Here is a 17,662-nt window from a genome sequence, read left to right as displayed (position 1 = left end):
ACGATGATGAAAAAAATACTATTCTATATATTATTACTCACCACAAGTTTTATTTCTTTATCACAAGAAAAGCAGAAAGATGAAGGTGCTTTACAGGTAGGTGAACGTAAAGCAGATACCCCATTTTCTTTAAGACAAGAACTGTCGTTAAGAGGTAATTTAACTTTTATAGCCAATAATACTTTAAACAGAGACGGTCAAGGAGCTGGAGCTGGAGCATCAAATAATGCCTTTAATGGAAATGGAAGGAATGATGACAACGGAAATAAGTATATGGATTATATCGATATTGACGATGATCTAGGTATTTCTGGTCATAATGATACTTTTTCTTCTTCTTCTGCAACTCTAACATTACCTAATTGTTCAAGAGTGGTATATGCAGGTTTATATTGGGCAGGTATTTATCCATACGAAAACTGGGATGATGAAGAAGATGGTATTAATACCAGAGATGATGATTTTAATGAAATGAAGTTTAGATTACCAGTAGGTGATTATATAGATATTGTAGCAGATAAATTTGATTCTACAGCAAGAGAGTTAATTTATGATGATGGTTTATCAGATCAAAAGCCATATGTATGTTATAAAGATGTTACTTCTTTATTACAAGGATTAACAGATCCTAATGGAGTTTATTATGGAGCGAATATAAAAGCAACCAAAGGTAAAGATGAATATGATTCAAGTTTAGGTTCATCTGCAGGTTGGGTTTTAGTTGTTATCTATGAAAATGAAACTGAGTCACAAAAAAAATTCTTTGTTTTCGATGGTTTTTCAACGATTAAAAGACAAGATGATGGTAGTGCAGGTGTGTATGATGTACCATTTTCAGGTTTTAAAACAATTCCTGTAGGTCAAGTTGAGGCTAATTTTATGATTGCAGCTCTTGAAGGAGATGTAAATATTGATGGCGATGAATTACAATTGGAAGATACTTCAGGTAATTTTCAAAGTTTAACTTCTGGTGATGAAAATGAAATTGATAACTTTTTTAATAGTACCATTACTATTAATAATAATTATTTAGGAGGTAGAACACCTGATAGTGAAAATACCTTAGGGTTAGACGTTGATATGTTTGAGTTAAATAACTCGGGAAACTCTTTAATTGGTAATGACCAAGAAGATGGAGTATTACGATTTTCATCTGAAGGAGATACTTATTGGCCGTTTTTAACAGCACTGTCTGTTGAGGTTATAGAACCTAAAGTACAATTAGTAAAAACTATTGATGATGGTACGGGTGTGCCTAATAATTTAGCAGGACAAGACGTAACTTTAGGTAGTTATTTATGGTATGATATAGCATTTCAAAACGTAGGTACAGATGATGCTGTATCTACAACTATAGTAGATATTTTACCTAAAAATGTAGATTTATTAGCTAGTGATTTAATAGTGCCAGCTGGGGTAACATATGTATATGAACCTCCAACAGCAGCTAACGACTTTAGAGGTAGATTAACATTTACGATACCTAATAACCTTGTAGAAGAAGATGATCCAGCATATTCAATAAGATTTAGAGTACAGGTAGCAGCTGATTGTAATTTATTGCGTGATGCATGTTCTAATATTATTCAAAATCAAGCATATGCAAATTATACAGGTGATGAATCTGGTATTGTAATCTCTAACGAAGAAAGCTTCGAAAGTTTAGATGCTTGTAATTTTGGAGTAGTAGGTACTTCTAACTTTTTGGTAGATATTGATAATTGTGCTTTCGAAAGAACTCAAGCTTTATGTGGAGCTGATGTAACTTTAACAGCTGGTGATGGTTTTGATACTTATTCTTGGACAGGACCAAATGGTTTTACAGCAAACACACAATCGGTTACAGTAACAGAACTTGGTACTTATGTAGTAACAAGAGGAACAACATCTGTTTGTAAAGAAGGTACAGAGACAATAACAGTTATTTCTTACGATACAGCACCAAATCCTTTAGTTGATGCAGCAGATAGAATATTAGATACTTGTCCTAATAACAGTTTTGAATTAGCCGAAATTTATTTATGTGGAGGTACGAGTTCAAGAGAAATTGATTTGTCTTCTTTTTCAGGAACAGCAACTACGGTTAGATGGTTTCAATTAGACGAATCTTCTTGTGCTGACGAGACTTTTACAGGTTGTGCTAATGTAGCCACCGATTGTACTTGGAACGAAGTTGGTAATGGTGAGCTATCAAGAGACTTTACTGATGCAGGTGAATTTAGATTAGATGTTTTATATGATGGGCAATGTCCTATAAGTTATTATTTTAATGTTTATAAAGCTACTTTAAATCCAGTAATTGATGTTGAAGATATTATTTGTGGTACTCCGGCAGAAATGACGATAAGTAATATTCCAGACGGATATCAGTATAGCTTAAGTGGAGTTGCTGGTACAGCAACTGCAGGCTATTTTGTAGACTTTCAAGACAGTAATATTTTTACAAACATAACTCAAGCAGGAGATTATAATTTAACGATAAGATTAGACGATGCCGTTGCTGCATCTTGTGAATACACTTTTCCTTTAATTGCTGTTCAAGCTGTAAATATTGAATTAGAATTAGATCCTACAGATATGCAATGTGCTGGAGAGCCAGCTACAATTGATGTTAGTATTAACAATGTTCCAGGGCCCTATACTTATGTTGTGTATGAAGGCGCAACTACAGGAGGTACTGTAGTAGGTACTCAAACTGCAATTGTTGATAATCATTTTGAGTTTCCGGTTAATAATGGAGGTTTATATACAGTTGAAGTGTCTACACCAGAATGTTCTGCCACAGATACGGTTTTAATTACCGAGCCATCTCAACTTACTTTAGATGCAATTGCTATTAAAGATATTACATGTTTAAATGGAGATAATCCTGGAACAATACAATTAACAGCTGGCGGAGGTACTATAGACGCTACCTCAGGTATTCCATATACATTTGCTGTTTGGTCAGAGCCAGATACAACTAACCCTAGTGGTTACAGTGATTTATATACAAGTATTTCTGAGATTCAAATTTCTGATAGATTAATATCAGGAACAAATACTTATACTTATTCTGTTCCTAACGGAAGTGAAGGAACTTATAGATTTGTAGTTATTGATAACAATGGTTGTTATACTATTTCTGAGCCAGTAGAAATAGAAGTTGAGCCAGTTTTAGCTTTTACAAATTCAGATACCGATATAACCTGTAATGGTTTAACAGATGGAATTATTAACGTAGCTGTTGATGGAGATAATTTAGGGTATAACATAGAGTATAGTATAAACGGAGGAGCTGATTGGTTTACTTCTGGAACTTTTGATAATTTACCAGCTAATACATATACAGTAAATATTAGAGCTACTAAAACAACACATCAATGTGATTATGTAATTCCTGATATTGAAATAACTGAGCCACCAGTTTTAGCAGGAGGTAACGCAGTAGCAACCGATTTAGAATGTAACCCAGCAGGAGGAACAGTTTTAGGAACCATAACCTTTACGGCTCCTACAGACGGAACACCAGGATATTCGTATTATTATAAACTTACTACGGATACTGATTATACTTTGGCTAATTTTGATAGCGGACTAACAGTTATAGATTTACCAGCAGGTACTTATGATACTAGAGTAGAAGACGCAAATGATTGCCCAAGAGATTTAAACCAAGTAACAATTAATGGTTTACCAAATGCACCAGTTTTAAATGATACAGTTGTTTATAACTGTAATGGTACAGGGAATATTACTGTTACAGCAACACCGGCTGGAACATACACTTATACTTTAGATGGTGATACTACAACATCAAATAATACAGGGGTTTTTAACAATGTAGATGTAGGTTCACATACCATTGCTGTAGGTTATGAAAGAAATTGCGTGATAGAGAGAATAGTTGATGTAAATGCAGGAAATGATTTTTCAGGAAGAGTTACAGCAACTTCAGATAGTGAGTGTTTTGGCTCAGATAATGGAAGCATAACAATTTTAGCAAATAACGTTATCGGCCCTAGTTTTGAATATTCAACTGATGGTGGAAGTACGTGGTCGATTACAGCTGATAATCCATATAGAGTTGTTGGTTTAGCTGCAGGAACTTATAATGTGTTTATTCGAGAAGTAGACGGTGGCGCAACATGTGAAGTAGATTTAGGAAATCATGATATTGCTCAACCAGACGAATTAATGTTAACTGCTTCGGTAACCGAGCAGGTTACATGTAATCAAGCAACAGGAACAATTACTGCTTCAGCAACAGGTGGAGTACCTCCGTATACTTTTAGTATAGATGGTGGAGCTACTTGGCAATCATCTCCAGTATTTCCAGGATTACCTTCTAGAGTAGCGGACTATATTGTTATGGTTAGAGATGATAGAAATTGTAATGAGTGTGGTTGTACAGCAAATTTATTTGAAAACGGAGGTTTTGAATTGCCTGCAGTATCTGGATCAACATTTAGACAAACAAATGAAGATAATATTCCTGGATGGGATTCTACTGCTTCAGACAACTTAATAGAGATTTGGTATAATGGCTTTAATGGAGTAACACCACATGAAGGGAATGCTTTTGCAGAATTAAATGCAAATACAGTATCTTCTTTATATCAAGAATATTGTACTCAGCCAGGAGATGTTATTTCTTGGTCTGTAGCACATAGAGGTAGAAGTGGTACTGATGTTGCAACTGTTAAGATCGGTGATGATTTAGCTACTGCCTCTGTAGTAGAAACAATGTCTGACGGTACTTCTGCTTGGGGAGTATATAGCGGAACTTATACTGTACCTGTAGGTCAATCTACAACAGTTATCGCTTTTGACGCTGTTTCAGCAGCTGGAGGTAATACAGTAGGGAATTTTATAGATGATGTGCAAATTACCATTGCTAGAAATAATTGTATTCCTGTTAGTGTTAATATTAGCGATCCAGCTACATTAGATTTTAATTTAGTTCCAGTAACTTGTTATACAGGATCAAACGGAACATTAACAGTTAACGTTACAAGTGGTAATGGAAATTATCAATTTAGTAGTGATAATGGTACTACGTGGCAAACACCAGATCCAGCAACACCTGATACATATACATTTACAAATCTAACAGATGGTGATTATGATATTACCGTTACCGATGGTTTAGGTTGTGATCTTACGAGAACAGGTACAATATTGCCTCAAGTTACAGCAACTATTACAACTGTAAATGAAACTTGTAATACGGGGCAAATTTTAATAACTCCAAGTGGAGGTGATGGAAACTTCCTTTTTGTTGTAGAGAATACAGGAACAGGAACGATTACAAATCATACTACAAGTCCAATAGATGTACCAGCGGGTACTTATAATATTTCGGTAAGAGATAAAAATGGAGTGGGAGATTATTGTGAGTATACTGAGACAAGAACAATAACAAGAATTACAGATCCAACGATAGATATATCAGCAGTTCAACCAGATTGTAGTACCGATTTAGGAGAAATTAATGTAACGGTTGGAGCAGGTACTCCGCCATATACGGTAACTGTAACAGGTCCTGGAGCGCCAGCACCTCAAGGACCATCAAATAATCTTAATTATTCATTTACTGGTTTAGCAGATGGAAATTATGTAATTTCAGTATCTGACGCTAATGATTGTTCACCAGCAAATGCAACTGAAACGATCTCAGTACCTACAGCTTTATCAGGAGGAAGTGCAGCTGCGACAGATTTAGCATGTAGTACATCAGGTACAATTTTAGGAACCATCAATTTTACAGCTCCAACGGGAGGTACACTAGGTTCAGGCTATATTTATTTTTATAGATTACAAGGAGCACCAGCACCAAATCCATATATACAAATCGCAGGAACTTCAGTTTCAAATTTAGCAGCAGGTACCTATGAAACGAAAGTTGAAGACGTTAACGGATGTGAACGACCTTTAGATACAGTAACGATTGCACCTTTACCAACAGAACCTACATTAACAGAAACTGTAGTGTATAACTGTAATGGTACAGGAAATATTACAATTGCAGCAGTTCCAGGACCAACAGCACCAGATACTTATACCTATATATTAGATGGTAATGCTGCTACATCAAATACTACAGGTGCTTTTAGTAATGTAGGAGTAGGAGGGCATACAGTTTCAGTAGACTATGGAAGTAACTGTACAGTTGATATTAATGTAACAATTGAACCAGATCAAGCTTTTAATGCAGTAATGACAGGAAATGAAAATCCAAGATGTATTGGAGACTCAAATGGAACAGTTACTGTTGAGGCTAGTTTCCCATCAGGTACAGTAACAGAATTTGAATATTCTACCGATGGAGGAACTACTTGGATAAATTCAGGAGCAAATCCATTTGCTATTCCTGGTTTTTCAGCGGGCGCAACACCAATTATTCAAATACGTCCAGTAGGTGTAACTACAGGTTGTAATATATCTTTAGCAAGTATTTCATTATCAGATCCTGATCCAATTACATTTAATGCAGACGTAACCAAAGAAATTACCTGTAATCCAGCTACTGGAGCAACAATTACGCTATCTAATATAACAGGAGGTAACGGAGCTACTTATACTTATGAATTATTTAATAGTTCTAATGTATCACAAGGAACAACCACGACTACAACTTTTACTAATGTACCAGCAGATAGTTATACTGTAATTGCAACCGATCGTTTAGGTTGTACTTCAGCGGCAGTTCCAGTTACAGTTAACCCAAGGGCAAATGTAACGTTTACTCCAGTAGCACAATGTTATGATGGTTCAAACGGACAGATTGTAGTAACTGTTAACACAGGAAATGGAGATTATTCATATAGTTTAGATGGAGGTACAAACTTTACTCCAGTAGCAACAAATCCGTTTACAATATCAAGTTTATCTCCGGGGCCACACAATATTAGAGTACAAGATGGTAGAGGTTGTTTTGCCGATGCTACAGTAACTATAAATCCTGAGTTATTTGCTACAGCGACCCCAACAAATGCTAGTTGTACACCAACTGGAGAAATATTAGTGAATCCAGTTGGAGGATCTGGAACAGGTTACACTTTCTCAGCTGTTCCTGATGGAAATAGTGCAGGAACTTTCTCTGGTACAAATCCAATAACAGGTCTTGCAGCAAATACTTATGATGTATATGTAAGAGACGATGCAGGTTGTGAATATATTATTCAAAATGTGGTAATAGGAACAACTCCACCTGTTGAAATAACAGGTACACCAAACGAACCAACCTGTAACGGTGATACAGGAAGTGTTGACGGTGTAATTACTGCCGGAACAGGACAAGCACCTTATAATATTGTAATAACAAATGCTGGAGGAACTTTTAACGATACAATTTCTGGTTTTACAGGGACTAATTTTAGCTTTAATAATTTAGCATCAGATAGTTATGTAATAACAGTAACTGATGATTTAAGTTGTTCAAATACATATAGCTTTACGTTAGCGAATCCACCAGCGATTCCTATGAATATTGAGCCAGTTTTACCTTCTGATTGTACAACAATAGTACCTGCTAATACAGGAATTGATTTTAATTTTGGAAGTTTAACTTTAGCCAGTTATAGCCCTTATACATTACAATATACAATTAATGGAACTGATTGGTTTAATATGAGTACACTTACACATTCTGTTAGTGTAGCTCCACATCCAACACCAGGAGATAATCTATATTCAGTTAGAGGATTAACACCAGGGCAAGTGTATTATCCAGCAATAAGAATTATGGATGGCGCTACTGTAAGATGTCAATTAAATAATGGAATATATGTAATGCCATTTCAAGTAAGTGGTATTGTTGTAAATGTTACACCATCTGGAGATTGTACTACAGGTTACAGTGTTACAGTAGTGGCTCAAAATGGTGTTGGTCCTTTCGAATTTGGAATTAGTACAGATGATCCAATAAACACAAATACTTGGCATGCTGCAATTCAAGCTGGACCTGTAGATTTAGATCCATTTAATCCAAATTCAGATTTTAGAAGACATATATTTAATGGTATTATTCCTGGTTTAAATTATCAGTTCTTTGTAAGAGATACAGATACTGGATGTATTGAAATGAATGATGACCCAATAGATTACTCGGCTATAGATTCTGTTTTTGATGTAAATATTACTTCTAGTGTTTCAAACCAATCATGTGATGGAGCGAATAATGGTCAAATAGAGTTTACTATTGAAGACACTGATGGAGTTTTAAGTGGAGAAACAATTAACTGGACGTTATATGATGGTATTACAGATTCAGCATTAGCAATAACAGGTTCAATGACACCAGGTAGCTACCCTCATACTTTTAATGTGCCAGCAACAGCTACATTAAATCCAGGTTTATATTTTGTAGTTATAGAAACTAATTCAGGAGGTTTATGTCAATGGGCAAGTGGTGATGTAGAAATTTTAGAAGGTACTCCTATTACTGGTAATTTAAATGTATTAAATAATATAACTTGTTCTGTAGATGGTTCAGTTAGAATAGAAAATGTTTCAGGAGGTTTTGGAGGTTATGTTTATACTGTTTCAACCTATGAAACAGGTACTCCTGCTAATACAGTACCTAATAACTTAACAGGAAATTTAATTACGATAGATGATGCTACTTTAGGAGGAGTAACTTCAGTTGATGTAGAAGTGTTAGTAACTGATTCGAATAACTGTACAACAAATTTAGGACCAGTAACATTAACATTAAGCCCATCACCAGTAATAGATTCTGCTATTCCAACAAGTTGTGATGTAAATAAAAGTATTGCTATTACAGTAAGTAGTGGTACAGCACCGTATAGATATTCTACTGATAATGGAGCAACATTTACAGCTCCAACAAATAGTACAACGTATACAGCCAATGGTTTAGCAGCAGGTTCTTACGATATTGTTGTAAGCGATGCAAACGGTTGTAGCGATACACAAGCAGGTGTTATTATTTATGATGATATAGCTTTCGATTTAACTCCAGTTCAAAACTTGAATTGTGTTCCAGGTGAAGGTGTTTTCAATATAGAAGTAACTTCGGGAGCTAATTTAGGTACTACAGGTAACTTTACTTATTCAGTTACTCCAATAGCTACAGCTACGCCAGATAATGGATCTATAACTGGAGCTGATGTCGATCAAGACATTACAGTGACAGCAAGTGGAGCATATAATGTTACAGTAACAGATGTTACTTCAGGCTGTTCAGATACAAAATCAATTACTATACAGGATACAGTAGTACCAAGTTTTACGCATGTAGCAGAAAATAGTTTATGTTTTGGAGATAACTCAGGAACGATTACTTTAACAGCTGTTGATAATGGTATTTTACCTTTGACTTATACAATTAGTCCGGTTGCAGGAACTATTACAGGAAATGTAATTTCAGATTTACCACCAAATACTTACTCAGTTACAGGTACTGGAACAAATGGATGTACATTTACTATTAATAATATTGTAATTGGTGAATACATTCAAATAGTTCCTAGTACTCCTGTTGTTACTGAATTTGAGTGTAATGTAGGTACGAACTTAGTTAATGTTGCAACTGTAACTATTCCAGCTGGAACAGTTGGAGGTTCAGGAAACTATGTTCGTTATGTGTTTACTTATGATCCAGCAGATGGAAGTCCAGATGAAATACAGGATTCAAGTAATGCAAGTTTTAGTACCACAAATACAGCAGGAGGCGCAGTTAATATTGTTGTTTATGATGATCAAGGATGTTCAGGGAATATTGCAACAAATATTGGCGCATTTGAAGCAATTACAGCTTTAAATGTAACTCAAGCAACACCAATTACTTGTAATACAGGAGAAGAAATTACTGTAAAAACAACTCCTGATATTAATAATATCACTTATCGTGTAACAGGACCAGCTAGTTATGATCAAACTATTATAGAACCAGTTGGAACTAACTCAGTTAATTTTACTGGCTTAATTGAAGGAACGTATACAATTACAGCTACACATCCAATAACAAACTGTGTTTTTGAAACTTTTTATACGGTTAATGAGGCACCACAATTCGACTTATTGATTACTGAAGTTAAAGATGAAAGTTGTAAAGATGCAGAGAATGGTAAAGTTGTTTTAGAGTTTAATTCTACTACACCTTACGGAGGTCAGTTTGATTTTGAATTATATGATGCTGCAACTAATACAGCATTAGATTTAAGTGCAGCAGGATTAAATATACCAAACACGGGTCTTGCAGCTCCTACATCTGTTTATAAACTTCCAGCTGGAACGTATTATATAATAGCAACTTTAACTTCGACAGGAGTTCCTTATTGTACTGCACAAACTGCAAACTTTACCATTGCAGAACCAGATGAGAATTTAGCTATAACAGCAGTTGTAGATCCTCAAACTAGTTGTAGTACAAGTACTGATGCTACTATTACAGCAACTGCAACAGGAGGTTGGGGCGATTATGTATACCAATTAGAAGACTCAGCGGGAACAATAGTTGGAACTTATGATTTTGCTACCAATGGAAACAATAATGTATTTACAAATATTGCACCAGGAGACTATCGAGTAATTGTTAGAGATAAAGACGGGCAAGGTGATTTAATAAATGCAGCTGAAGCAATTAGTTGTAGAAGATCAGAATTCCCTGTTACAGTTATTACACGTGCTCCAGTTAATTTTACTGTTAACGAAAATGACAATAGTTGTGATTTATCAGTAGCCGGAGGAAGTATTGAAGTTGTAAATGTTGTAGGTGGTACAGGTACTTATACTTATACATTATCTAATACGGGAGGAGTTGTTGAAACTCAAGTTGGATCAACAGCTACAACTTATACATTTAATAATGTACCAGCCGGAGATTATACGGTTAGTGTAGTAGATTCGAATGGATGTAGTAATACAGCTCCAATAGCCATAACAATTAATCCTAAATTAAATTTCTCTTTAACTGAAACAAAAAAGGTTGATTGTTCACCTTCTCCAGACGGACAAGTAGAGTTAGAATTAACTAACTGGCCATCAACAAGTACATATACTTATGATGTAGTTGGTAATGTAGATGGAAACGTAGTAACAGGAGTTAGTATTACAGCGAACCCTACTACGATTACAATTCCAGCAATTAATGGAACCCCACAAACATATACTATTACAGTAAATGACACTGGAGCAACACCAAATTGTTCTGTTCAAAAAGATATTATAATCCAACCAAGAATAGAGCCTAATTTTACTGCGTCTGCAACTACTGATGATATTTGTTTTGGTAGTTCTACAGGAGAGATTACAGTTTCGGTTACCGATAATGGAATTTTACCTTTAGACTATACAATTAGTCCTGATCCTGATGGTGTAGGTACAGTAAATTCTAATACAAATGTTGTGTTTAGTAATTTACCTCAAGGTACTTATACAATTACTGGAGTTGGTACAAATGGATGTTCTACTCAAACAGATGTAACAATAAATCAAAACAATATTATTGATTTATCTGCTGCAATAGCAACAACACAATTTAATTGTAATGCTGGTACAAATACAGTAAATACAGCGATGATTACTGTAGATCCTGCTGCTATTATTGGAGGTTCAGGTAATTATGTAAGAGTTGAATTTTTACAAGGAGCAACTTCTTTACAAAATGGATCTAGTTTTACATATATTTCAACAGACGAGGCTGGAGGAACATATACAGTTAATGTTTATGATGATAATGGAGATTGTTTTGGAACTGATACAGTAGATATTAACCCATTTGCTCGTTTAATTGATGCAACTGTTAGTGTTCAAAAGCCTATTGATTGTGCTCAAGGTGAAGATATTAATGTTACTTACAATTCATCACTACCAGTAACTAACGTTGAATTTAGATTAATAAATGATACTTCAAATGCTGTTCTTGAAACAAGAAATACTGATGGTGATTTTGTTACTTTATTGCCAACAGGAACATATAGAATAGAAATTGAAAATACAGATACAAATTGTGTATTAACTACTTATCATACAGTTGAAGATGAACCAGAATTTGAATTAGTTATAGACAATATTCAAGATGCATGTTTCGGAGATACTGGTAATGTAGATTTAAGCTTCAGTACCGCAACTCCATATGCAGATGATTATACTTATGAAGTATTTGCAGTAGGAAACCCTACAGCAGTTGCTAATGGAATAGGAAACGGAAGTGCTGCTATCACAATTAACAACTTACCAGCAGGTAATTATTATGTGGTAATTAATATGACTCCAAATTCTCCTTTCTGTGAAGTTACTTCAAGAGAGTTTGAAATTCGTCAACCAGCGGCAGATTTAGGTGTTAATTACACATTAACATACATTAGTTGTAATGTTTCTGATTCTGGTGGAGCTGTGTTAGAAGGTATTGGTGGTTGGGGTAATTACCAATATCAATTGGTAAATAATACTACAGCTACAACTGTACAAAGTTTTGATCCTAATACTAGAATTACAGGTTTAACAGCAGGTAATTATACAATTACTGTACAAGATGAAAATGATTGTACACAAACTGTAGATTTCGAATTACAAGATCCAACGCCATTAGCAGCAGTTATTACTGTTAATGAGAATGATTGTGAGGGGCAATTTACAGCAAGTATAGAAGTAACAAATGTAACTGGAGGTCAAACTCAAGATACTACAGTTAGAAGTTATACGTATATTTTAATTCTTCCTAACGGAACTCAAGTAGAGCAATCCTCTAATGTATTTAACAATTTACCAGCAGGTATTGGTTATCAAGTAATTGTTAGAGATAATAAATACAATTGTGAGTTTAGAGATACTAGAGACATTGTTGACCCTTCTGTAGTACAAGCTTCAGCTAATGTTACAGCAGCGATTACTTGTGATAGAAGTCAGGCAGAAGTTACACTTTCTGGTCAAGGAGGTACAGGTACGACTTATATGTTTAGTGAAGACGGAGTTAACTTCGTTCTAGGTAATACTTTTAATGTAAATGCTGGTCAGCATACTTTTTATGTACGAGATGAAAATAGTTGTGTTGATGATGTGATTGTAACTGTCGCGGCTTATGAAGCTTTAACGCCAACATTAAATGTTATAAATGTTGTTACTTGTAATAACGATGAAAATGGAACAGTATCAGCCGATGTAGTTGGAGGTTTAGGTAATTATGAATACCAATTATTAGACGAAAACGATGTTGAAATAAGAACATGGCAATCATCTAATTTATTTGGAGATTTACCAGTAGGTTTTTATAAAATTAGAGTAAGAAGTACCAATGCAGCTGGAGATGTATGTGAGGCTGAAACAGGAATTGAAGAGATTACACAGCCAACGCCATTGGTGATAGATGAGGAGCATACAGATGTTACTTGTTTTGGTGGTAGTAATGGTACTATTACAATATTTGCAAGCGGAGCTAACCAAGCTTTAGGTTATGAGTATAATATTAATACAGAACCAGCTGATAAGTTTGTAACAGATAACGTATTTAGAAACTTACCAGCAGGAACTTATATTATTACAGTTAAAGATAAAAAAGGTTGTCCAGACACAATAGAGGTTACAATAGAAGAACCTATAGAGTTCAGTGCAACATTAGTATCAGTAGATGAGCAGGATTGTATAAATGATCCTACTCCTGTAGTTACTTTAGATGTTCAAGGAGGCACGATGCCTTATTTTGTAAGAATTAATAACGGAACAGAATACGGTCCATATAACACTAATACAATTACAATTGGAGCAGCAGAAGGTATCGTTGGAGGTCAATCATACTTTTTCTCAGTAAGAGATAGTGGAGTAGGTTGTGATCCTGCAGCACCAATTACATTTCAAACTGCTGAACCAGTAGATTTACAATTAACGGTAGATTTTGAATATACTTGTCCATCAGGAAATATCATTAAAGCAATTGTCGATGACTTGTATAAGAATTCAATGTCTTATACGTTATATGATGGTGCTGGTAGTTCGGTAGAAACAAATAATACAGGTGAGTTTGTAGATGTAGCAGCTGGTAATGGGTACTATGTTATAGCAACACATACAGTAACCAATTGTGCAGAAGACTCTACAAGTAATCCTATAGATATAATAGACATTGATCCTTTAGTAATAGATATTGATAAATCTCAAAAGAATAAATTAATTGTTAATGTAACTGGAGGTTTAGAACCATATTTTTATAGTTTTGATGGAGGTGAAACATTTAGTTCAGATAACGAACATTTAATTTTACAAACTAGAGATTATCATATTGTTGTAAAAGATTCTAGAGGAGATGGATGTATTGTTGAAGAAATAACAGAAGGAGTATATGTAACTATTAAAATACCAAACATCTTTACACCAGATGGAGATGGAACTAATGATTACTGGTATCCAGAAGAAGTTGAAGATTATCATAACATAAGAGTATTTATTTACGATAGATATGCTCGTAAGATTCAAAACTTCGAAGGAGTGCAACAAGGATGGGATGGTTTATATGATGGTAAGCCTTTGCCTTCAGGAGATTATTGGTATACAGTTTATTATAACGAGTTATCAGGTGAGGAGAAGAAAGTTATGGGTCACTTTACACTATATAGATAAGATGAAAATGAGAAAGATAATTATAGCCTTAAGTATAGTATTTTGTAGCGTAAATTTATCAGCGCAAGAAATTGCCTTACCACAATATGTAAGTCATATGGCCGATAATCCTTTTTTAATATCGCCTACTTACGCTGGTATTGGTTCAGGTTTACAAATTAGGTTGAATGGTGTAAGCCAGTGGATTGGTGTTAAAGGAGCACCAGATACGCAATCGTTAACTGTAGAAGCTCGTTTAGCTGATCGTTTTGGAGGAGGTATTACTTTATTTAACGATAAAAACGGATTTACAACTCAAAAAGGAGCAAAGCTTTCTTTTGCAAGTCATTTAACATTGAGCGATTTTCACGATAGCTTTTTATCATTTGCATTAAGTTATAGTTTTGTACAGTTTGGTATCGACACTTCCGAGAATAATACGAGTCAGACTTTACCTAATAGAGCAATTAACAACTCCAATTTCGATGTAGGTTTACTCTACCGTTATGAGCGTTTTAGTTTTAGTGCTAATATTAATAACATTTTAAATAAAAAAGTAGATAATTTCTCACTTACTGAACCAGATATTTTAAGAAGGTATACCATGTTTACCTCTTATGTTTTTGCAAGAGTTAGTAGAGGTGTCGAAATAGAACCATCTATGCTTGTAGAGTATTATGAGGCAGATAAGAGATCTAGAACTGATATGAATGTTAAAGTGAGAAAAGGAATTAACGACGGTTATTTATGGGCAGGTTTAAGTTATACTTTCTTAAATGATCAGTTTTTTCAGCCTAATGCAATAGCGCCTTTAGTTGGTTTAAAAAAGAATGGTTTATATTTATCTTACGGGTTTAGCGTAAATATGAATAAAACACAAGATTTTAACTATGGTTCGCATATGATAACATTAGGTTTCGATTATGATAGAAGACCAAGTTTAGCACGTTGTACACAAAAAATGATGATTTTTTAAATTCAAAAACTAATAATAGTAAAATCCTCAAGCTAAAACTTGAGGATTTTCTTTTTCTTTGCACTGATGGAAAATAAAAATCAAAATTCAACGAATTTAAATAAGTTTATTAGCAGTACAGGAATTTGCTCTCGTAGAGATGCAGAGAAATTTATTGTAGCTGGAAGAGTTACTATAAATAAAAATGTAGCTCAATTAGGTAATAGAGTTTTTGAAGGAGATGAAGTTCGTGTTGATGGTAGATTGCTAAAGGCGAAGCCAAAAACGTTATATATAGCGCTAAATAAACCCGTAGGTGTTGTTTGTACGACTGATAGTAAAGAACGAAAGAATATTGTTAAGTTTATTGGACATCCTGAGCGATTATTCCCAATAGGAAGATTAGACAAGCCATCAGAAGGATTGATTTTTTTAACGAATGACGGAGATATCGTAAATAAAATTTTACGAGCTGGTAACAACCACGAAAAAGAGTATATTGTATCAGTTGATAAAAAAATTACCGATGATTTTATCGAGAAGATGAGTAACGGAATTCCAATTTTAGGAACTGTAACTCAAAATTGTAAAGTTGAAAAAATCACTGATTTTGTTTTTAAAATTATTTTAACTCAAGGATTAAATCGTCAAATACGTAGAATGTGCGAATATTTAGGTTACGAAGTAACTAAGCTAAAGCGCGAACGTATAATGAATGTTTCTTTAGGTAAACTTAAAACTGGAGATTGGCGTGAATTAACAGAGGAAGAGATGAAAGAAATCAATCAAATGATTTCTAGCTCTTCAAAAACAGAAGAAGCATCAACTATTATTGAAAAACAGAAGCCAAAACCAAAAAAAAAGAAGGAAACACCAAAATCGAATGATTTTAATAGAAAAAGTGCAGCTTTTAGAAAGAACTCTCCAAAATCGAAAAGGAATTCAAATGCGAATTCAAAATTTGGAAGAAAACGTAGATAAACTTTATAATTCTTTTAATTTTTCAATTCTTAAATAAGCGTATCTTTGCCAACTATGCAATTTGATTTAAAAACTACCGACCCAAAAAGTAAAGCTCGTGCAGGTGTAATTACAACCGATCACGGAACTATAGAAACTCCAATATTTATGCCTGTAGGTACTGTAGGTACAGTAAAAGGAGTGCATCAGTCTGAATTAAAAAACGAAATAAACCCTGATATAATTTTAGGGAATACCTACCATTTATATTTACGTCCAAAATTAGATACTTTAGAGAAAGCTGGAGGTTTACATAAGTTTATGAATTGGGATCGTAATATTTTAACTGATAGTGGTGGTTATCAAGTGTATTCACTTTCTGGTAGAAGAAAAATCAAAGAAGAAGGAGTAAAATTTAAAAGTCATATCGACGGTTCTACTCATTTTTTTAGTCCAGAAAATGTAATGGAAACACAACGTACCATTGGAGCAGATATTATCATGGCTTTTGATGAATGTACACCATATCCTTGTGATTATAATTATGCGAAACGTTCTATGCATATGACGCATAGATGGTTAAATCGTTGTATAAATCATTTAGAAAAGTTACCTTATAAATATGGGTATGAGCAAACGTTTATGCCAATTGTACAAGGAAGTACATATAAAGATTTACGTAAACAATCTGCCGAATATATTGCAAATACAAATCAACAAGCAAACGCAATTGGTGGGCTTTCTGTAGGTGAGCCAGCTGAAGAAATGTATGCAATGACTGAGGTTGTTACCGCAATTTTACCAGAAGACAAGCCACGTTATTTAATGGGAGTTGGTACCCCAATAAATATATTAGAAAATATTACTTTGGGTATCGATATGTTCGATTGTGTAATGCCAACGCGTAATGCACGTAACGGTATGTTGTTTACTGCACATGGATCAATCAACATAAAAAATAAAAAGTGGGAACAAGATTTTTCTCCTATTGATGAAATGGGAATTACTTGGGTAGATACTATGTATTCAAAAGCCTATTTACGTCATCTTTTTGCAGCAAAAGAAATGTTGGGTAAGCAAATTGCATCAATTCATAATCTAGGTTTTTATTTATGGCTTACCAGAGAAGCTAGAAAACATATTTTAGCAGGAGATTTTGCTGAGTGGAAAGATAAAATGGTAAAACAAATGGATAATCGTTTGTAAAAA

The 17,662-nt window shown here is 34.3% G+C and carries 4 protein-coding genes; all 4 read left to right on the top strand.

The window, feature by feature from the left end; all coding sequences use genetic code 11:
* The first annotated feature begins 6 nt into the window (after positions 1-6).
* The 4 genes from H3Z83_RS02445 (at position 7) to tgt (ending at position 17,659) form a co-directional block, all read left to right on the top strand.
* Positions 7-14,559 (top strand): T9SS type B sorting domain-containing protein, encoded by a 14,553-nt coding sequence (locus H3Z83_RS02445; protein ID WP_182123891.1) that lies wholly within the window; start codon positions 7-9, stop codon positions 14,557-14,559.
* Positions 14,560-14,566: 7 nt separating this feature from the next.
* Positions 14,567-15,514, top strand: a complete 948-nt coding sequence (locus tag H3Z83_RS02440; protein WP_182123890.1) for a PorP/SprF family type IX secretion system membrane protein — start codon at positions 14,567-14,569, stop codon at positions 15,512-15,514.
* Between the two features lie 66 nt (positions 15,515-15,580).
* On the top strand, positions 15,581-16,474 hold the full coding sequence (gene rluF / locus H3Z83_RS02435; RefSeq protein WP_182123889.1) for a 23S rRNA pseudouridine(2604) synthase RluF: 894 nt from the start codon (positions 15,581-15,583) through the stop codon (positions 16,472-16,474).
* A gap of 54 nt (positions 16,475-16,528) precedes the next feature.
* Entirely contained in the window at positions 16,529-17,659 is a 1,131-nt protein-coding gene (tgt, locus tag H3Z83_RS02430) for a tRNA guanosine(34) transglycosylase Tgt (RefSeq protein ID WP_182123888.1), read from the top strand.
* Positions 17,660-17,662 lie beyond the last annotated feature (3 nt).

This window comes from Tenacibaculum pelagium, from assembly GCF_014062345.1.
In the GTDB taxonomy this organism is placed as follows: Bacteria; Bacteroidota; Bacteroidia; order Flavobacteriales; family Flavobacteriaceae; genus Polaribacter; species Polaribacter pelagius.
This window is presented reverse-complemented; position numbering and strand designations above follow the sequence as displayed.